This is a genomic window from Porphyromonas pasteri, assembly GCF_014647755.1.
Classification (GTDB): Bacteria; Bacteroidota; Bacteroidia; order Bacteroidales; family Porphyromonadaceae; genus Porphyromonas; species Porphyromonas pasteri.
This window is the reverse complement of the sequence record NZ_BMPU01000001.1, coordinates 144,479-164,264: the sequence shown is the minus strand read 5'-3', so window position 1 is coordinate 164,264 and position 19,786 is coordinate 144,479. Positions and strand designations below refer to the sequence as shown.

Below are 19,786 nucleotides of genomic sequence, written 5' to 3'. Positions count from 1 at the left end.
AGCGTCTTGTGTGAATTACTTAGCTACGCGCTCGAGCCACTTGACCATAGCAAGCATCGTGATCATCGAGGCAGCGCAAGCACCTACGAAGACCAGCCAGCAAGCCCAGAGAGGCACGCTCGTATAGAGGATACCACCGATGAAGAGGAGCGAGTTCCCGAGAGCCGTAGCTGCGAGCCAAGCCCCCTGCATAACACCCTGGAGGTGGGGAGGAGCTACCTTCGATACGAAGGAGAGACCGAGGGGCGAGATGAAGAGCTCAGCAAGCGTGAGGATGAAGTACATCCCGACCATAACCCAAGGCGTGAGGAGCATTTCGTGCTTTGCAGCCTCCGTCATGCCACCGAGCGTGCTCTGATCGGGCAGACCGAGTGAGCAAACCATCAGGAAGACATAAGCCAGAGCAGCGATACCCATCCCGATAGCGATCTTGCGGGGAGCAGAGGGTTCCTTACCCTGATTGCGCAGACGGCCGAAGACATACATCACGAGAGGCGTGAGGCAGACGACGATCAGCGGATTCACCGACTGGAAGATCTCAGCACCCTTAATCACAGTGAAGCCGAGGTCGATCTTGATGACACTCAGGTCGACGTAGTCACGAGCGAAGTACGTGAGCGAGTACCCATTCTGGTGGAAGGACATCCAGAAGAAGATGACGACACCGAATACTGCGAAGAGTGCGTAGATACGCTGCTTGATTTCAGCGGCACTCATCTGTACTTCGTTCTGTGAGGGAGCACCATCCTTACTTGCAACTTCCTTCTTGCTTGGATCGGGGAACTTCTTCTGGTTAATGAGGAAGATCACCATTGATACGCAGATCATCACAACTGCTGCGATGAAGGCGTAGTGGAAGCCACGGTTGAAGACATCAAGGTACTGACCGACGAAGGCCTGAAGGTCGGTGACTTCATTACCCAGCGATACCTTGGAGGCAAGGCTCTGAAGGTTCTCCATAGCCTGTGCTGGCATGTTAGCACCTTCACGCAGGTACTGATGACAGAGAGCAGGAAGCTCAGCGCTATAGTCGAAGCCATTGTGACCCAGCCACCAGTTACGGATACCTACAGCCATAAAGGGTGCGAAGATCCCCCCGATGTTGATGAACATGTAGAAGATCTGGAAGCCAGCATCACGAGCGCTCTGATAGCGGGGATCATCGTACATCTGACCGATGAGCACCTGCAGGTTCCCCTTGAAGAGGCCATTACCGAAAGCGATGACACCCAGACCGACGCAAGTCAGCGTGAGGTAGAGGGCAAGGTTAGGTACTGGCGTAGGCGTGGGGATAGCGATCAGCACGTAGCCGAGAGCCATGATGACCAGACCAGCGACGATCGTAGCCTTGTACTTCTTCGAGCGGTCAGCGATGACGCCACCGACGAGAGCCAGCAGGTAAATCGAGGCATAGAAGGCCGAGTAAACGTACCCTGTCGTCTGCTCACTCAGACCGAACTTGGCTGAGATGAAGAGCGTCAGGATCGCCATCATGATGTAGAAGCCGAAGCGCTCTCCCATGTTTGCGAGAGAGGCTGCGATCAATCCCTTAGGATGATTTTTGAACATAAGTTTGGGGTGTTAGGATGAGTATTGTTAGTTGCGATTTTCCGTCTTGATTGGAGGTTTGTACAGCAGAGCTCCGCTACTCCTGACGCACATCAAGGATAGCTCCCGTGCGTGTATCGAAGTAGATAGCCGTGGCTGCATTGGGGGTCAGCTGGAGCATCTTAGGAGCTAAAGCTTGAAGGGTACCGAGCTGAGCGAGGCTGACCTGCTCATCGGCAAGCTTACGTCCCTCATAGAGGAGCGTGATGCGAGCTTGACCTGGCTGCACATAGACGATGCTATGTTCGAGCATCTTATCCTTCTTGCGCTGGTCCTTTTCGTTGAGTTCTGGAGCTTGCTCCTGCACGGAGATCACGAGGCGCAGCGGTGCACCACTCAGATCATCCGCCTCCGTCATCCCTGCCACTGGGGAGAAACGAGCCAAAGTCAGCTCACCCTCCTCATGTCCCGTGGGGGTGTAGCGAAGGATGTACTCACTGACACGCTCGGTCGTATCCCCGAGGAAGAGACGCTGCGTGCGCTGCTCCTCACGGCGCAGCTGCTCGAGAGCCAGACGCATAGACTCGCCATCCTTAGGCATATTGTCTACGGAGCCCGTGACGATGTTCATCAGATTCTCGCGTAGGTCGTAGAGATAGCTCGATGCGATCTCGGCTTGCTTAGCCTTGGAGCCAGCCTGCGAATACTCACGAGAGAGGGCGGGCTGAGCTGTATCGATCTGCTTCTCAGAGACGACACGAGAGTGACGCTCTTCACTCAGGCTGGCAGGAAGCTCACCTCCGCCATTGATGGAGAAGAGGACACCCGCATCCGTGAGCTTGACGAAGGGAGCCAGCGTCTTGCGGTCAAAGGAGACCAGATACTGCTGGGTCGAGTCGGGACGCCCTACGGTATAGAGGCGAGCCGAGACCAGCTCAAAGGTATGGCGGGGCTTATCTGATGCTTTCTTATTGAGGTACCTATCAGCATAGGCCGACAGAGGTCCAGGTGTATAGGTACGCTCACGTACCGTCACCACCGCTTCGATCTCGGTGCGGGGCAGGCGGTAGATGACCCCATAGTCCGTCTCCTTGGTAGCGTCATATCGACGCACCTTCGTCTGTGCCCCGAGTTCGGGTACAGCGAAGAGTAAGAGTCCGAGCAATGCGATCCAGCGCTCTAATCGATACATGTAATGTCTGTATATGAATGAGTGAACTTACAATTCAGAGCAAAACTAATAAAAAAGCGGGGACATTCAAACGGTTAGCCCTTGCGAGGAGCCTTATGCAGGACGGCTTTCGAGGGGAGTGACTCCCTCGAAAGCCGTCGCATCTGGAGCGGCAGTTCCCTACCGCCCTCTAAAGAGATGGGCTATTACTCAGCCAGGATATGGATCTCTGAGCCAGAAGCGTAGTCCTGTCCGTCGTGAGCTGAGAGCGCCGTAAAGCGCAGATAGCGAGCGCGAACGGGCTTCTTGAGAAGCGCTTCCTTGAGCTTCTTATCACTGCCGAAGGTACCACGCAGGACCTCGGTCCACTGCTTCCCGTCATCACTCACCGAGAGGGCATAGTCCTTGACATCGCCCGTGGTGCTCTCGTCCTGACGAGGCAGATAAGTGAGACCAGTGATCGTCTTCACCTTGTACAGATCGAAGTCAATCCAGTGGGGGTGCTTAGGCACGGTGAGCGTCCATACGGTGTGCCACATCGTGTCGGGGCTCTCATCAAGGAGATCCTGTGCCTCATAGCCATACTCCTCACTGCTGCAGAAGACGATGCGGCAGGCAGCGTACTTCATACGACCGAAGGACATGGTCGAGATGAGGCGGCGCTGACCTTCTGCCCATGCAGAGACCTCTCCACCCTGTGAGAAGTCGATAGGCTCGGTATAGCGCTGAGGACGACCACGACCGACGGTGTACCAGAGGGCTTCCCCGGGAGCACCCGTGATGACGAGGTCCCCGTGAGGATCTCGCGTGATCGAGGGAACTACGGGGCCATCGATCTTAGCCTTAGCCTGCTTGACGGCTGAGTCACCAGCACGGAGCGGACGGATCATCAGGCTGAAGAGCTGTGGAGTGCCGAGGCTCTGAGCGGATACCAGCGGGCCACCCTGACCACAGCTGGCACCACCAAGCCCCGTCGTGCTACGGGAGAGTACCAGATGGGTGTCACCAGCAGCAGGGAGTTCGTGGGGATGGGGAGCCATCATCAGCTGCATCGCAGAGTAAGGCAGAGCAGAGCTCGTCATCACGCTATCCGTGAGGAAGAGCATACCACGTCCAGAGGCATTCGTCAGGCTTACCCAGCGCACATCCTCGCGGTTAGCCATCGTCTGAGGCTTGGGGAAGGAGACGAACTGCTCGGCTACCTTGCTCTTATGCTGCTCGATATACTGGCTGGCCTTGCGGTCACCATAGTTATTGATGGGGCCGCGACCGTAGTAGGTATAGTTGTCGTAAGCACGGGGGAGGACGAACTCATAGCCCAGACGACCGAGAGGCAGCGCGGGCTTATTCGTCGTCAGGTTCGAGCGAAGCTGGATGCTTCCGTCGGGATACACTCGCCAGATAGCCTGCGATATGATAGCGAAGTCATTCTCACCGAAGGGATGTGCCTTATCCTCCGTGAGCTCATACTTACCCGAAGCCTTGTGCATCGTGAGCGTAGCGCCATAGGGAGCCTGAGAGCGTACGGTGAAGAAGAGCTCTACCGAGCCGTCGGGGAGCTTAGTGACCTGCTGCTTGAGGACACGGTGCTTGAGGTTGTGCAGACCATTGGTCGTCCAAGCCGAGCGCACCCAGATATCGTTGTCAGCGGGAGCACGGAAGGCCGTAATACGAGGCCCATTGCCTGGGTAGATGACCGTATCACCAGCATAGACGAGCTGGTGGATCGTCCCTTCGCGGAGGTCGTACTGCACGGAGAAGTTACTACCAGCGACCTCATAGACCTCATTCGTCAGGCTCTTGGCACGGAGGCCCTTGCCCCCTTGCAGGGCATCTCGCTCACGGAGCGACTGCAGGGCGAGCTGCTCATCAGCGGCTACATAGCCCGCCTTAGCCCATGGCTTGTCGGTGCGCAGACGGCACTCGACCTTGACGAAGTACTCACTATTAGGCTGGAGGTCTGAAGTAGAGAGTGGCAGCGTGACGGTCTCAGCCGTACGAGGAGCGATAGCGGGGAGATCAAGGACGCCCGAGCGCTCCTCTACCCCATCACGATAAAGACTCCAGCGGAGATCGAAGTCTGCGAGGGAGACGAAGTAGTGCTTATTGAAGATGCGCACACGTCCTGCCATCAGATCCTCAGCTTCGATACCGATCTGCTGATAGACCTTCTTCACCTCATAGTACTGAGGCTTAGGCTGGAGGTCGGCGAACATAATACCGTTCATAACGAACATACCATCATTGGGGAAGTCGCCGAAGTTACCCCCATAGGCCAGATAGCGAAGCCCCTCGGGCGTGTAGTTGTACAGCGCCTGGTCTACCCAGTCCCAGATAGCACCACCGCAGATGTAGTTCGAGCTCTCGATAGCCTTCCAGTAGTCCGCCAGACCACCACAGGCATTCCCCATGGAGTGAGCGTATTCGGAGATATGGAAGGGGTACTTGATCTTATACTTACCCGTAGCAGCCCCCTCGACCCAAGCGATAGAAGGATACTGATTGGAGCCCATATCGACGATGTCGTTATTGCGCTCATACTGCACGGGGCGTGAGGTATCGACACGCTTCGTAGCCTCGTAGCTCTTGACGAAGTTCACACCAGGGCCAGCCTCATTACCCAGCGACCAGATGACGATGCTGGGGTGGTTAATGTTGGCATGCACCATCTCGAGCATACGAGAGACGTGCTGTGCCTCGAACTCAGGCACGTGCGAGAGCGAAGCCTTGCCGTAGTAGTACTGATGTGACTCAATATTCGCCTCGTCCTCGAGGTAGATACCATACTTATCGCACAGGTAGTACCAGTAGGGAGCAGGTGGATAGTGGGAGTTGCGCACGTGGTTGATGTTCGCACGCTTCATCAGGAAGACCTCACGCTCCATCTGCTCATGCGTGATAGCATGCCCACGGGAGGGATCCGTCTCGTGGCGGTTCGTCCCCTTGAACTTCACAGGCTTATGGTTGACGTAGAAATAGCGACCAGCGTGCCCGAACTCATCTTGGTCTGCCGGTGTCTCGCGGATCTCGACCTTACGGAAGCCCGTATAGATGGACGCACGATCCAGCAGCGTCTTACCAGCCTTGTCATAGAGCTCGGCGACCAAGACATAGCGGTGGGGAGCTTCCGCAGACCAGAGCGCAGGGCTCTGGAGCGTAAGCGTCGTCTCTGCCGTGCCCGTCGAGGTGCTACGACCTTCGGCGGTAGCCACGGGAGCACCGCTCACCTCATCAGAGTAGAGAGGTAGTGCATAGAGCTTGTAGCTGAGGCGCAGATCAGGACGTACCGCCTTCGTTCCTTGACTTCTCAGCTCAGAGGTAATGCGCAGACTACCCTCCTTCAGGTCAGAGGTCACATCGGGGATGACCTGCAGGTCACGCAGATGCACCTTCGGCTTAGCGGTGAGGTAGACCGAGCGGAAGATCCCTGGGAGGCGGAACATATCCTGTGCTTCGAGGAATGAGCCATCACTATTGCGGTAGACCTCTACAGCGATTACATTCTCCTCTCCCTTGGGGCGGAGGTAAGGTGAGATATCGAAGGAGGCGAGATTGCGGGAGTTCTTAGAGAAGCCTACATAGCGTCCGTTGATCCAGAGGTAGAAGAACGAATCGACCCCATCGAAGTTGAGGAAGACCGCCTTGTCGCTCCACTCGATGGGGAGCTTGAAGGTGCGGCGATAGGAGCCGACCTCATTGCGGTCACGATAGGTCGTCCATTCCTTGGGGGGGGTACGCATGACCCCCTCGCGCCAGTCATCAGGGCGCACCTTGTGGTAGAAGATGACGGGCTGATTGACGTAGATAGGCGTACCATACTTCTGCTTCCCGTCGCGCTGGAGGCCGTAGACATTCCAGTTCATCGGTACGGTGACCTCATCCCAAGAGGAGGCATCGTAGTCGGTACGATAGAAGTCCACAGGACGCTCTTCTGGCGTACGTACCCAGTGGAAGCGCCACGTCCCATCAAGGCTCTGATAGAGGGAGCTGTACTCAGGGAGTACGCGCTCAGCACGGTCCTTCGGGGCGAAAGAGAAGAAGTAAGCGTGGGGTTGCTCCTTGCCAAGAGCATAGTCGGCTGGGCTTTGCCACTCCTTGCCCGTCGGGGCGGTCGAGTGATCATAGCGATAGCCGGGGAGGAGTCGCTGACCAGTCACTGGGCTGGGCAAGGCGAGGGTTAGAGCAGCTGCGAGGCTACTCACGGCGTAGATCTTGTTCATTAGATTGTAGTTCCAAGGGGAGATATCCGACGGCAGAGGTGGAGTCCTCCACCGCGGCTGGAATGCTATGGACAAATATACAGCTTTGGTGCATATCTACCCAGAGTGCGATGACCACTCCGAGAGAATCACCTCGTCTGCCCTCAAAATGGCAACACCAAAGACTACCGAGTAGGGAGTAGAAGTAGCACACAAAAAGCGACAAACCACAGGTAGTATTACTTCAAAACCAAGGAGATATTCTACCCAAGCAGTATCTCTATTCTTAAATCCACGTGCGTAGATTTTAGATCCAGGCACGAAAATCTTATCGTCTATGCACGTAGATTTTAGGACTTTGCACGTGGATAGAAGAATTGCATTACTGCTTCGTGGGTTTAGCACTACTGTCGGGCCACTTTTCTTGAAGGAAGACGAAGTTTGCTCCCCAGATAAAATCACCTCATCCCAATACAGAAGCTATTAAGACACCCGAATAGCCCACCTGAAGCACTGGCGAAATAACACCCAAGGGAGCGCATTTTTTCGTATCTTTGTCCTATATATAATAATGTAATACCCTACCGTGACGCTATGCGCTCACCGCGGGGACTAATCACACAGATAAGCAATGAGCGAAGAGCTGTTCGATCAAGACCATACCAACGAGAAGGAATACTCGGCCAGTAGCATTCAAGTCTTAGAAGGGCTGGAGGCCGTACGTAAGCGCCCTGCGATGTACATCGGTGACATCGGTGAGAAGGGTCTTCACCACTTGGTGTATGAAGTCGTAGACAACTCAATCGACGAGGCCTTGGCAGGCTACTGCAATGAGATCAAGGTCACCATCCGCGAGGACAACTCCATCGAAGTCCAGGACAACGGTCGAGGTATCCCCGTAGACATCCACGAGAAGGAAGGCAAGAGTGCTCTGGAGGTCGTACTGACGGTCCTGCACGCAGGGGGTAAGTTCGACAAGGGCTCCTACAAAGTCTCGGGCGGTCTGCACGGGGTCGGTGTCTCTTGTGTCAATGCCCTCTCTACCCTCCTTAAGGCTACCGTCTACCGCGACGGCAAGATCTACACGCAGGAGTTCAGCCGTGGTATACCCACCACCGAGCTGCAGACTATCGGCACGACAGACAAGACGGGTACGACGGTACTCTTCAAGCCCGACGACACGATCTTCACCAGCACGGAGTACCAGTTCAAGATCCTGGCTACGCGTCTGCGCGAGCTCGCCTTCCTCAACGCAGGTATCACCCTCACGCTGACCGATGAGCGTCAGCGTGACGAAGCGGGTGTAGCCCTCACCGAGACCTACTACTCAGAGAAGGGGCTTGAGGAGTTTGTCAAGTACATCGACCGCTCCAAGGAGCACCTCATCGAGGATGTCATCCACATCATCACCGAGAAGCAGGGTATCCCTGTCGAGGTCGCGATGACCTACAACACCTCCTACAACGAGAATGTGTACAGCTACGTCAACAACATCAACACCATCGAAGGGGGTACGCACCTGGCGGGCTTCCGTCGTGGTCTGACGCGTACGCTGAAGAAATATGCTACTGACTCGAAACTCCTCGACAAGGTCAAGGTAGAGATCACGGGGGATGACTTCCGCGAAGGTCTCACGGCCGTCGTGAGCATCAAGGTCGCAGAACCCCAGTTCGAAGGGCAGACGAAGACCAAGCTCGGGAACAACGAGGTCATGGGCGCCGTAGACGTCGCCGTCAGCGAAGCCCTCGAGATCTACCTCGAAGAGCACCCCAAGGAAGCGAAGATCATCGTAGACAAAGTCATCCTCGCTGCTACGGCTCGCCAAGCTGCACGCAAGGCGCGCGAGATGGTACAGCGCAAGTCCCCCCTCTCGGGAGGTGGCCTGCCTGGTAAGCTCGCCGACTGCTCCTCTAAGGATCCCATCCTCTCCGAGCTCTTCCTCGTCGAGGGTGACTCTGCAGGTGGTACGGCTAAGCAGGGTCGTGACCGTGAGTTCCAGGCGATCCTCCCACTGCGTGGTAAGATCCTCAACGTAGAGAAGGCGATGCAGCACAAGGTCCTCGAGAGCGAAGAGATCCGTAACATCTACACCGCTCTCGGCGTGACCATCGGCACCGAAGAAGACAGTATGGCGCTGAACCTCTCGAAGCTCCGCTATCACAAGGTCATCATTATGACCGATGCTGACGTGGACGGTAGCCATATCGCCACGCTCATCCTGACCTTCTTCTTCCGCAACATGCGCTCGCTCATCGAGAACGGCTACGTGTACATCGCCACACCTCCTCTCTACCTCTGTACCCGAGGCAAGGAGCGTGAGTACTGCTGGACCGAGCAGCAGCGTCAGGCCTTCATCGACCGTGTCGGTGGTGGCGACGAGAACCGCGTACGCGTACAGCGCTACAAGGGTCTCGGTGAGATGAATGAAGAGCAGCTCTGGGAAACGACGATGAATCCCGAGAACCGCACCCTGCGCAAGATCACCATCGAGAATGCCGCTGAGGCTGATGCGATCTTCTCTATGCTCATGGGTGATGACGTAGCTCCCCGCCGCGAGTTCATTGAGGCGAATGCGACCTACGCTCGCATCGACGCTTAGTCCAGCGCCCCTTATACCTATTATAATAAGAGAAGGCTATCCCTCCGACGGCTCGGATGCCGCTGGAGGGATAGCCTTCGGCTATGATGACGATGACGACTCCTGCCACCTCCAACGCGTACTACTATATCAGTCCCTCGACCGACCCGTACTACAACATCGCTCTCGAGGACTATCTCTACCGCCAGCTCCGTCCGCTGGACACCATCTACATGCTGTGGGTAAATCGCCCCTCCGTATTCATGGGGCGCTATCAGTGGGCTGAGGCGGAGCTCGATCTCGACTACCTCGAGGAGCATGACATCGCCCTCCTGCGCCGCACATCGGGCGGAGGCACGGTCTACCATGACCTCGGGAATCTCAACTTCACAGCGATAAAGAACGACCACTCGGGCCAAGGCTTCGACCTAAAGGCCTTCCCTACTCCCATACAGCGAGCACTCGCTGGGCGTGGTGTCGTCGTGGAGCGCTCGCCCCGTGGCGACCTCCGTCTCGATGGCTATAAGGTCGGTGGAGCAGCCGAGGCGGTGAACCGCTCACGTATGCTCTACCACATCTGCCTGCTCTTCGATGCCAACCTCGAGGAGCTGGAGCGCATCCTGACAGTCTCTCCCGAGGTAGAGGCACGCTCACGTGTCGCCTCAGTGCGCTCACAGGTCACGAACCTCCGTCCAGCACTTCCCGATGGCTATACCATCACCGACCTGCAGGAGGATATCCTTGCTGCCCTCCGCGAGGAGCATACTGGGCTCTTCCCGCTTGAATTCAATGCCTCGGTAGAGGAGTATATCCGCACTCAACGTGCAGAGCACTTCGAGCATGCCGACTGGATCCATTCGCCGATAGGGCGCGCCAAGACTCCGACCATATGACGCCATCTGTAAGCTCCGCCCTCCCCTATGTAGACTTCGCCACCTTCCTCCAGCGCCATTTCCCTGGGCAGAAGGTGCAGAAGATCACGCTCACGGCGGGCTTCTCCTGCCCTACCCGCGATGGATCTATGGGCAAGGGAGGCTGTACCTACTGCAACAACAAGAGCTTCAGCCCAAACTACGCGACGAAGCTTAAGAGCATCACCGAGCAGATCAACGAGGGCATCGCCTTCTTCCGCAGGAAGTACCCCGAGATGAAGTACCTCGCTTACTTCCAGTCCTACACCAATACTTACGGGGAGGTGGAGGACTGCATCGCAAAGTACGAAGAGGCACTCCGTCATGAAGACGTCGTCGGGCTTATCATCGGCACGCGCCCCGACTGCATGCCCCAGCCCTTACTCGACTACCTCGAGCAGCTCTCCAAGCGCACCTTCCTCCTCGTGGAGTATGGCGTAGAGAGCACGTGCGACCGCAGCCTTGAGCGGATCCAGCGGGGGCACAGCTATCAGACCAGCGTCGAGACCATCGAGCGCACCCACGCTGCAGGCATCCTCGTCGGGGCTCATCTCATCCTCGGTCTCCCAGGTGAGAGTCGCGAAGAGATGCTCCAGCATGCCGACCGCCTCTCGCAGCTCCCCATCACTACGCTCAAGATCCACCAGCTACAGATCATCCGTGGGACGATCATGGCAGGCGAGTATCAGCGTGATCCATCGGACTTCCACCTCTTCACCGAGGAGGAGTATATTGACCTCATCGTGGACTTCGTGCACCGCCTCCGCCGCGACATCGTGCTGGAGCGCTTCGTCTCGCAGTCCCCACCCGCCCTGCTCTTAGCCCCACGCTGGGGCTGGAAGAACCACGAGTTCACCGCCAAGATCCGCAAGGCGCTTACGGCTACGCCCCAAGATTTCCACAAGTAAGGGCTTTATCTGAAGGACTCCACCTGCAACCTCTACTGCAAGCATTCCTCACTTTTTCGTACATTCGCTATAGAGGTGCTGGGGAGTCTCCCCACCCTCATCACATTCGTATAGCATACGCATATGGAGCAAACATTTACTATTCCCTATAAGACGCTCGACCGCTCCGAGCTGTCCGAACAAGATCGTCAGCTGGAGGAGCGTGCACTCGAAGTCGCTCAGAAAGCCTACGCCCCCTATAGCCGCTTCCACGTCGGCGCTGCCGTCCTACTCGCTAATGGCGAGATCGTCACGGGCTCCAACCAAGAGAATGCCGCCTACCCCTCGGGGACTTGTGCCGAGCGTACAGCACTCTTCTGGGCTAGTGCCCAGTGGCCCGACGTCGCTGTCGAGCGCCTCGCTATCGTCGCTATCAACAGCGCTGGCCGTGTGCCCTTCATCTCGCCCTGCGGCAGCTGCCGTCAGGTGATTATGGAGACCGCCACACGCTTCCACCCCTTCCCCATACTTCTGATGGGTGAGGAGAAGACTATTCTCCTCGAGGACTGCCGCTACCTACTGCCCTTCGGCTTCGACGGAAGCGCCCTTTAGCCCATATATCCTCCCCCTTAACAGACTCTATGCAGCAACGTCAGCACCGCGGGCCTATGCCCTATATCGAGCGTGACACAAGCTGGATGTACTTCAATAAGCGCATCCTCTTAGAGGCCATGCGCCCCGATCTCCCCCTCCTGGAGCGCTTCAACTACCTCGGTATCTACTCCAACAACCTGGATGAATTCTTCCGTGTGCGCGTCGCCTCACTGCGTCGCCTCATCGACTCTGCGGAAGAGCTCCCCACGACCGAGCGCAAGAAAGCAAAGGAGACCCTCCGCACCATCCTCCGACTCAATAGAGAATACTCCCAGCTCTTCGACGAGACCTTCGCTCAGCTGGTACGAGAGCTCAAGGATGCTCACATCCATATCATCAATGAGCACGAGCTCACCAGCAACCAAGAGGAGGAAGTCTTGTCCTTCTTTATGGACAAGATCAATGGCTTCACCAACCCGATCTTCATCAATAGCCCTACCTTCAACCCCGAGCAGCACCTCAAGGAGTCGCTCTATCTGGCAGTCGTCCTATGGCACGATCAAGAGGAGCCTGAGACGGGGCACGAGGTAGCGCTACTAGAGGTACCCGTGCGTGAACTTGGACGCTTCTTCCGTCTGCGTGACGAGGGGGGTGAGAGCTACCTGATGTTCCTTGACGACGTCATCCGCTACTGCCTCCCCTACATCTTCATCGGGCGGGAGTACGTGCAGTACGAGGCCTATACATTCAAGTTCACCAAGGACGCTGAGTTTGAGATCGAGCAAGACCTCCGCTCAAGTGTCATCGAGAAGGTCTCCCGTGGTGTAAAGCGCCGTAAGCGTGGGGAGACCGTGCGCGTCGTCTACGACCAAGCCCTCTCACCCGAGATCCTGCGTAAGCTCAGCGCTATGGCGGAGCTCAACTTCCGCGACACACGTATCGGCGGGGGACGCTACCACAATATGCGTGACTTGATGGACCTCCCAGACTGCGGACGCAAGGGACTTCGCTTCCCCAAGCAGCCCCCACTGCAGATGAATGAGTTCCACTACACGCAGAGCATGATCCACCAGATCATGCACCAAGACCGCTGCCTGCACTTCCCCTATTACAGCTTCGATCACTTCCTCCGCCTTCTGCAAGAAGCTGCGATCAGCGAAGAGGTCACCGAGATACGTATCTCCCTCTATCGCGTGGCGCAGAACTCCAAGGTCGTCAAGGCGCTGACCACAGCAGCGCAGAACGGCAAGCGCGTCACCGCCGTCGTCGAGCTCTTAGCACGCTTCGACGAGCAGTCGAATATCAACTGGGGGAAGAAGATGCAAGACTTCGGCATCAACGTTGTCCTCGGTCATGAGAAGCTGAAGGTCCACTCGAAGCTCGTCTACATCCGCACCAAGCATGGGGGCATCGCCTGCATCGGCTCGGGTAACCTCCACGAGGGTACCGCTCGACTCTATACCGACCTCATGCTGATGACCGCACACAAGGGCATCGTGCACGACGTGATGCAGGTCTTCGACTTCATCGAGCGCCCGTTCATCGCCCCGCACTTCCATCACCTGCTGGTCGCCCCCAACGATATGCGCCAGCCACTCTACAACCTTATTAATAAGGAGATCCGCTTGGCTCGAGCTGGACAGGAGGCCTACATACGCCTCAAGCTCAATCATATCGTCGATGAGAAGATGGTCGCCAAGCTCTACGAAGCCGTGACGGCTGGCGTGCGTGTCGAGCTCTGCCTGAGAGGCAACTGCTCCCTCCTACCTGGTGTACCAGGCTATAGCGAAGGGCTCTTCATCAATGCGATCATCTCACGCTACCTCGAGCACTCCCGCATCTACGTCTTCGGTGGAGGTGGAGAGCCGAAGTACTATATCGGCTCGACCGACTGGATGACGCGCAACCTCGACCGCCGCATCGAAGTCATGACTCCCGTCTACGACCCTGCCATACAGCGTGAGCTGGACTTCATCATCTCAGCAGGACTGAGAGATACCGAGCAGGGCTACTACGTCCAAGGGGAAGCCGTGCGCCCACGTCGCGATGACTTGGGTCCCGATGAAGCCCCCTTCAACTCCCAGCAAGCACTATACAAGTACTACGAAGCAAAGAAGAACAAAGAGAATAATGGGTAAGTCTCACTACGCCGGTATCGACATTGGCTCCAATGCCGTCCGCCTACTCATCAAGTGCCTCAATGAGCCTGGGAGTGCCGAGCCACTCTCCAAGGTCCAGCTGGTACGCGTCCCCCTACGCCTCGGTGAAGATGCCTTCGTCGATGGGCGCATATCGAAGAAGAAGGGCAAGCAGCTCGTCAGCCTCATGAAGGCCTACCGCGAGCTGATGGAGATCTACGAAGTCTCTGCCTTCCGTGCCTGCGCCACCTCTGCTATGCGTGATGCCGAGAATGGCGCCGAGCTCGTGGAGAAGATCTACGAGAAGACCGACATCCGTATCGAGATCATCGATGGTAGAGAAGAAGCTCGCCTCATCTCTTCCGACCTCATCCGTTCGCTGGCCAGCCAGACCGAGGATACCTTCCTCTACGTCGACGTCGGTGGGGGGAGTACGGAGCTCAACCTCGTACGTGGTGCAGAGCTCATCGAGTCTCGCTCCTTTGATATCGGTACGATCCGCCAGCTCAGCGGCAAGGTGCGTGACGAAGAGCGCAACTCCTTCGGTGACTACGTGCGCACCCTGCGCTCTACCTATGGCACCCTACGCCTTGTCGGTACAGGGGGAAATATCAATAAGCTCCTTCGCCTCGGCGCCCCTTCGGAGCGCGCCAACGTAAACAGCCTCCCTGTCGAGAGCCTCCAGCGTGTCGCCGACGAGCTCCGGCAGTACACCCCCGAGCAGCGTATGCAGCTCTTCCGTCTCAAGCCTGACCGTGCTGAGGTCATCGTCCCTGCGGCAGACATCTTCCTCTTAGTCGCCTCGATTACCGAAGCGACGGAGATCATCGTCCCCACGAAGGGGCTCGCCGACGGTATCGTTGACTCCGTCTGCCCGATCCTGCCATAGCGCTACCCAAGGCGCATTTTCCACGACGTCCGTCACCCTCCACGCTCACTACAGCGGGAGGGTGACGGACGTCCTCTATATATAAATAGGTATAGGCTTAGCAGCATGGCTAAGTGAAGCAGTACTGGTCACGAAGGCAACCAGTACTGGTAGCACATACTGACCAGTACTGATCCATCACGTGAGCAGTACTGGTCAACACAGCGACCAGTACTGGTTCATTTTCCATCCTCGTAATCATCTCACTCAAAGTCCCCTACAAAGGCATATCTTCATCCATAAAGAAGCGCCCGAGCTCACCACGCAAGCTCTCCCCCTTGAAGCCCTTAGGTTATTTAAATATTTGTCTTAACTTTGCCATGTCTTACGAGTATACCCGAGGGCATTATGCTGGTGAAGCGCACCAGTCTGGACCTAGGGTAGTAAGGGAAGCCGGTGTGAATCCGGCGCAGTACCCGCTACTGTAAGTCACTCCCTATCTGCAGCTCCCCACGGGGATGATGGATAGGCTCCTCCTACGACGGAAGGACCAACGAGCTCTTCACCGAGCATCTTGGCAGACCTTCGCCACTGAGTACGAAGCTACTTGGGAAGGATCGTAGGAATGAGAAGTTAGGGTGATAAGCCAGGAGACCTGCTCATGAGATCCAATGTGTCAATCTCGGGAATAAGATTGGGAAGACATTGCTATGAGACGCTCCTCCTGATGGTAGCTCTCTCCGATGTGTGCACCTTCACCTACCCCACCCGACGGACCGCCCGTCAGCGCTGGTAGTGAAGGAAGTCTTTCTGCCCCGCTCTCCGAGACGCGCAGTGGCTTCCAGATATTGAAATGTGTCGTGCGTATCACTTCGCCCGCAAGGACGAAGCCGGAGAGAAGGTCACCTCATCAGAATATCCCCCGATAATCTTTTGAACATCCTGCAGCTGTGTGCCCCTATCAGGTCGTACACAAGCCCGCTTGTGACAAGTAGGACAAGGCTCTACTCTGTCTGGGATCTCTATGGGTCTGGTACTCGCAGGGGTCTTTCTTCATGTTCCTCCAACCTATCCAAAACCGCCCCTGCCCCCCATAGGGCCAGCCAGGGATACCTCGCTGGCTGCACCACCTCGATCCATACGCCGACCATGTTAGGTGCACGGCTCGGTCTAAGGCTCGTCACAACTCCCCTCGGAGAGATGTGACATCAGCTTTGACCGTCGCCGGCCCCAATATCTTGCTTGCCCTGTACGTCTACTCTACCGAAAGAGCTGAGAGCAAGAGCAGTCATGCATACTACTTAAAGGTCTATGCGAGGTATCACTACCCGTAGTCCTATCCGAATACCATGGAGTCCCGACTCCTCATCCCTTCCGCACCCTCATCTTAGCATCCGCTTCACGACGGAGGCTACTCGCTATGCGCTCTGCAATTGCTTATCTACCGATTTTACGTTACTTTTGCAGCCGAATGCGTACGCCTATGGTGTGCGTTACATGGTCGCCCAGATGGTGGAATGGTAGACACGAGGGACTTAAAATCCCTTGACCAATAGGTTGTGTGGGTTCGAGTCCCACTCTGGGTACAGCCACTTACAGAAAGCCCCTGCGTAAATCAATGATTTGCATAGGGGCTATTCTTGTAGCGGACGATATAGCGGACGGAAAATCTCAGATCACACGGAACTTCCGAGAAAACCAAGTTCCACCAACGCACACATCCAATAAGCACCAAGCTACCCGACTCTGAATATGCGCCATAAACGATAACATAGATCTACCTCACGGAGATTCTATGCTAGCTCGTTTATTCCTATATTTGTGTGAGGGTTTCTTCTAACCCTAGGGATACTTCGATATTGAAGTAGCTTACCCTATCCTGCAAACAATACTATTATTAATAACCTCCAACATCTTACTGTATGCGGTATATCTACAGCATTATCGGAGCAATAATCTTGCTCATCTCGGGTACACAGAGTGCATTCGCTCAAAAAGAAACGACTATAACACGGACAATTCTAGGCTGCACGCTGGGAACGTCTACCCTTGACTCTGTAACAATCAGGCTGCAAGAGCTGGGAGCTGAATTCGAACCAACAAATCCAACTACCCCAAGGGCAGCAGGATTACTCGTGACGGGAGGCGTAACCTTCGCCAGCGCAAGACCTAGAATCCTCTTTATATTTATCGACAAGAAACTCGCATTAATCAATATTATCTTCCTCTCTAAAGACGATGCAGATAGGATCAATAGGAATCTATCACTCAAGTATAAAAACTGGGAAGATACCACTACCTACAAAGAGGAAGGGGGAGCCGTTCAGGATCCAAGAACCTTTTTACTGCATACCTATACATTCGCAGAGGACTATAAAAAGGACTTCCAATACTCGACCCTATCCTATGGAGACAAGACTCTGCTATCTAAAAGTGCAAAAATTGCGAGCGAAGAGTTGTAGCCTAACCGCCCATAATCATTTCTATCCTATGAGAGTTTCGTTCTACGGTCCAATCGCAGGAGAAGAGGGAGTAATAGCAAGGCTATACGATATCTAAAAAGGGATTCTAGGAAATAGTACCCCGCCACATTTCCACACTCAGCTGTGAGTGAGAAAATGTGGCGGGGTACTCTATTTTCGCTTGTTGCTGACCGACTCTTTTAGAGCCTCAAGGAAAGTCCGAAGAGCAAACAGCTTAAAGGGATACAGTTCTAAAGGATCTAGCATACTTACCCCTATTAATCCAAGAGTTCTATCCTTATTAATAAGTTGGATTAGCGGGGAGTTTTTACTGCTCCAGCACCCCGACATATCAATTCTATAAATACACACATAGACATAGACTATCAAACTAAGGGCTCATTATCAGGGTCATCGGGCCTCTCGGGTAGTAGTCTACTCACTCGTTTGCTCTATCTTTGCTTGAACTGGATTCATCCGACGAAATTATCATTCTCACCCTCTCATCGACCCTATGCCGACTGAGTCTCCAAAACCCAATTTCTTCGTGCGAGCCTTCCGCCTCTATCGCGATGGCTTCCGAGGATTGACCCCGACAAGCAAGAAGCTTTGGCTCATCATTGCGCTGAAGCTCTTCATCATGTTTGCTATCCTGCGCGCCTTCTTCTTCCCTAATCACGTCAAACAGCAGGCTCAGGAGCAGCATATCGAGCGATCTGAGTTCGTCGGTGACGAGCTCCTCAATCGTCGTGCGCCAGGCGATACCGTCGCCCGATGACGCTCCTTCTCTTCACGCGAGATAAACATATCAAACTCTAATAACTATTTACAATGGATCTAGAATCTTTAGTCTCATGGTCGCGGGCACAGTTTGCCCTGACGGCCATGTATCACTGGCTCTTCGTCCCGCTGACCCTCGGCCTGGGGGTCATCATGTCACTGGCTGAGACGAAGTACTATCGCAGCGGTGATGAATTCTGGAAGAAGTCCACGAAGTTCTGGCAGAAGCTCTTCGGGATTAACTTCGCTATCGGCGTAGCTACGGGGATCATCCTCGAGTTCCAGTTCGGGACCAACTGGTCGAACTACAGCTGGTTCGTCGGTGACATCTTCGGTGCCCCCCTCGCTATCGAAGGGATCCTCGCCTTCTTCATGGAGTCGACGTTCATCGCCGTGATGTTCTTCGGTTGGGGGAAGGTCAGCAAGGGCTTCCACTTAGCCTCCAGCTGGCTCACCATCATCGGAGCTACGATCTCTGCAGTATGGATCCTCGTCGCTAACGCTTGGATGCAGAATCCTCAGGGTATGGTCTTCAACCCCGAGACGATGCGCAATGAGATGAGCGACTTCTGGGCTGTAGCACTCTCACCCACGGCTATCATCAAGTTCCTCCACACGGTCACCTCGTCTTGGACGCTCGGTACGTTCTTCGCACTCGGCATCTGTGCACTCTATCTCCTGCGCAAGCGCAACGTAGAGTTCGCTCGTCGCAACCTCAAGATCATCGCTCCCTTCGGCTTCGTCGCTGCTATGCTGACGGCTATGACGGGTCACAGCTCGGCTGTCGACGTCGCTACCAACCAGCCTATGAAGCTCGCTGCCATGGAAGCTATCTACGACACGGGTAAGTGCACCGGCGAAGGCTGCACAGAGGATGGCAAGGGTATCGGCCTCGGCGTCATCGGCCTACTCAACCCCGACAAGCAGCTTCCCGACGACGGCAAGCCCTCACACCTCTTCAACATCGAAGCCCCCCGCCTCCTCTCTTACATGGTCGCAGGTACGGGTACGCACTACGTACCTGGTGTGATCAACATCCTCGAAGGTGGCTACCGTCAGCCCGATGGTAAGATCGCTATCTCTACAGAGGAGAAGATGCGTCGTGGTCGTATCGCTATCGATGCTCTCAATGCCTTCCGTGCCGCTCGCAAGGCTGGGGATAGCATCTCCGCTGAGCAGCACCGCACTGTACTGATGGAGAACTTCCCCTACTATGGCTATGGCTACTTCACCAGCAAGTATGAGACGGTCCCCAACATCCCGCTGACCTACTACTCCTTCCGTGTTATGGTCGGGCTCGGTGGTGCCTTCCTCCTACTCTTCCTCATCCTGACGTGGTATGCCTACAAGCGTAATGAGAAGCTCGCCTCTACTCGCTGGCTCCTCTTGGCAAGCATCATCCTCACTCCTCTGGCATGGGTAGCAAGTGAAGCAGGCTGGGTAGTGGCCGAAGTGGGTCGTCAGCCCTGGACTATCCAGAACCTTCTGCCCGTCCATGCAGCTATCTCGAAGATCGAAGCTTCGTCGGTGATGATCACCTTCGCACTCTTCTTCCTGCTCTTCACGATCATGCTCGTGGCTGAGATCAACATTATGCGCAAGGCTATCAAGCAGGGCCCTGATCAGCACTAAGCCCCACGAAGTCATCTA

At 55.5% G+C, this 19,786-nt stretch carries 12 protein-coding genes, 1 tRNA gene and 1 riboswitch; of the genes, 10 read left to right on the top strand and 3 right to left on the bottom strand.

All coding sequences use genetic code 11. From position 1 onward, the window contains the following. Nucleotides 1–15: 15 nt before the first annotated feature. The 3 genes from IEX77_RS00695 to IEX77_RS00685 form a co-directional block, all read right to left on the bottom strand. Nucleotides 16–1,569 carry a peptide MFS transporter gene (locus tag IEX77_RS00695; protein WP_188807236.1) on the bottom strand — a complete coding sequence of 518 codons (1,554 nt, stop codon included), beginning with the start codon at nt 1,567–1,569 and terminating at the stop codon, nt 16–18. 76 nt (nt 1,570–1,645) lie between these two features. Further along, nucleotides 1,646–2,740, bottom strand: coding sequence for a DUF4831 family protein (locus IEX77_RS00690; protein WP_188807234.1), 1,095 nt, complete (start codon nt 2,738–2,740; stop codon nt 1,646–1,648). Nucleotides 2,741–2,925: 185 nt separating this feature from the next. Continuing rightward, nucleotides 2,926–6,939, bottom strand: coding sequence for a glycoside hydrolase family 2 TIM barrel-domain containing protein (locus tag IEX77_RS00685; RefSeq protein WP_229770754.1), 4,014 nt, complete (start codon nt 6,937–6,939; stop codon nt 2,926–2,928). Between the two features lie 610 nt (nt 6,940–7,549). On the opposite strand from IEX77_RS00685, the gene gyrB reads away from it, so the two are divergent. The 10 genes from gyrB (at nt 7,550) to IEX77_RS00635 (ending at nt 19,768) form a co-directional block, all read left to right on the top strand. Then, entirely contained in the window at nt 7,550–9,517 is a 1,968-nt protein-coding gene (gene gyrB / locus IEX77_RS00680) for a DNA topoisomerase (ATP-hydrolyzing) subunit B (RefSeq protein WP_188807232.1), read from the top strand. 83 nt (nt 9,518–9,600) lie between these two features. After that, nucleotides 9,601–10,389 carry a lipoate--protein ligase family protein gene (locus IEX77_RS00675; RefSeq protein ID WP_188807230.1) on the top strand — a complete coding sequence of 263 codons (789 nt, stop codon included), beginning with the start codon at nt 9,601–9,603 and terminating at the stop codon, nt 10,387–10,389. Beyond that, entirely contained in the window at nt 10,386–11,315 is a 930-nt protein-coding gene (gene mnmL / locus IEX77_RS00670) for a tRNA modification radical SAM protein MnmL/YtqA (RefSeq protein ID WP_188807228.1), read from the top strand. Before IEX77_RS00675 ends, mnmL begins: the two co-directional genes overlap by 4 nt. A gap of 123 nt (nt 11,316–11,438) precedes the next feature. Further along, on the top strand, nt 11,439–11,906 hold the full coding sequence (gene cdd, locus IEX77_RS00665; protein ID WP_060935129.1) for a cytidine deaminase: 468 nt from the start codon (nt 11,439–11,441) through the stop codon (nt 11,904–11,906). A gap of 29 nt (nt 11,907–11,935) precedes the next feature. Then, nucleotides 11,936–14,026 carry an RNA degradosome polyphosphate kinase gene (locus IEX77_RS00660; RefSeq protein WP_188807226.1) on the top strand — a complete coding sequence of 697 codons (2,091 nt, stop codon included), beginning with the start codon at nt 11,936–11,938 and terminating at the stop codon, nt 14,024–14,026. After that, a complete protein-coding gene (locus IEX77_RS00655) occupies nt 14,019–14,915 on the top strand; it encodes a Ppx/GppA phosphatase family protein (RefSeq protein ID WP_009433489.1) in 897 nt (298 codons plus the stop codon). The genes IEX77_RS00660 and IEX77_RS00655 overlap by 8 nt, the downstream gene beginning before the upstream one ends. Before the next feature lie 387 nt (nt 14,916–15,302). Next, nucleotides 15,303–15,571, top strand: a riboswitch (cobalamin riboswitch). 826 nt (nt 15,572–16,397) lie between these two features. Next, nucleotides 16,398–16,480: transfer RNA gene (locus IEX77_RS00650), tRNA-Leu, on the top strand. A gap of 336 nt (nt 16,481–16,816) precedes the next feature. Continuing rightward, a complete protein-coding gene (locus tag IEX77_RS00645; RefSeq protein WP_188807224.1) occupies nt 16,817–17,356 on the top strand; it encodes a hypothetical protein in 540 nt (179 codons plus the stop codon). A gap of 514 nt (nt 17,357–17,870) precedes the next feature. Continuing rightward, nucleotides 17,871–18,134: a DUF4492 domain-containing protein gene (locus IEX77_RS00640; RefSeq protein WP_060935125.1), complete on the top strand. Its 264-nt coding sequence runs from the start codon at nt 17,871–17,873 to the stop codon at nt 18,132–18,134. A gap of 53 nt (nt 18,135–18,187) precedes the next feature. Next, a complete protein-coding gene (locus IEX77_RS00635; protein ID WP_188807222.1) occupies nt 18,188–19,768 on the top strand; it encodes a cytochrome ubiquinol oxidase subunit I in 1,581 nt (526 codons plus the stop codon). Nucleotides 19,769–19,786: the final 18 nt, after the last annotated feature.

What these genes read in the sequence shown, in the direction of transcription:
- IEX77_RS00695 (WP_188807236.1), bottom strand. Translation starts at nt 1,569, where the DNA reads ATGTTCAAAAATCATCCTAAGGGATTGATCGCAGCCTCTCTCGCAAAC.
- IEX77_RS00690 (WP_188807234.1), bottom strand. Translation starts at nt 2,740, where the DNA reads ATGTATCGATTAGAGCGCTGGATCGCATTGCTCGGACTCTTACTCTTC.
- IEX77_RS00685 (WP_229770754.1), bottom strand. Translation starts at nt 6,939, where the DNA reads ATGAACAAGATCTACGCCGTGAGTAGCCTCGCAGCTGCTCTAACCCTC.
- gyrB (WP_188807232.1), top strand. Translation starts at nt 7,550, where the DNA reads ATGAGCGAAGAGCTGTTCGATCAAGACCATACCAACGAGAAGGAATAC.
- IEX77_RS00675 (WP_188807230.1), top strand. Translation starts at nt 9,601, where the DNA reads ATGATGACGATGACGACTCCTGCCACCTCCAACGCGTACTACTATATC.
- mnmL (WP_188807228.1), top strand. Translation starts at nt 10,386, where the DNA reads ATGACGCCATCTGTAAGCTCCGCCCTCCCCTATGTAGACTTCGCCACC.
- cdd (WP_060935129.1), top strand. Translation starts at nt 11,439, where the DNA reads ATGGAGCAAACATTTACTATTCCCTATAAGACGCTCGACCGCTCCGAG.
- IEX77_RS00660 (WP_188807226.1), top strand. Translation starts at nt 11,936, where the DNA reads ATGCAGCAACGTCAGCACCGCGGGCCTATGCCCTATATCGAGCGTGAC.
- IEX77_RS00655 (WP_009433489.1), top strand. Translation starts at nt 14,019, where the DNA reads ATGGGTAAGTCTCACTACGCCGGTATCGACATTGGCTCCAATGCCGTC.
- IEX77_RS00645 (WP_188807224.1), top strand. Translation starts at nt 16,817, where the DNA reads ATGCGGTATATCTACAGCATTATCGGAGCAATAATCTTGCTCATCTCG.
- IEX77_RS00640 (WP_060935125.1), top strand. Translation starts at nt 17,871, where the DNA reads ATGCCGACTGAGTCTCCAAAACCCAATTTCTTCGTGCGAGCCTTCCGC.
- IEX77_RS00635 (WP_188807222.1), top strand. Translation starts at nt 18,188, where the DNA reads ATGGATCTAGAATCTTTAGTCTCATGGTCGCGGGCACAGTTTGCCCTG.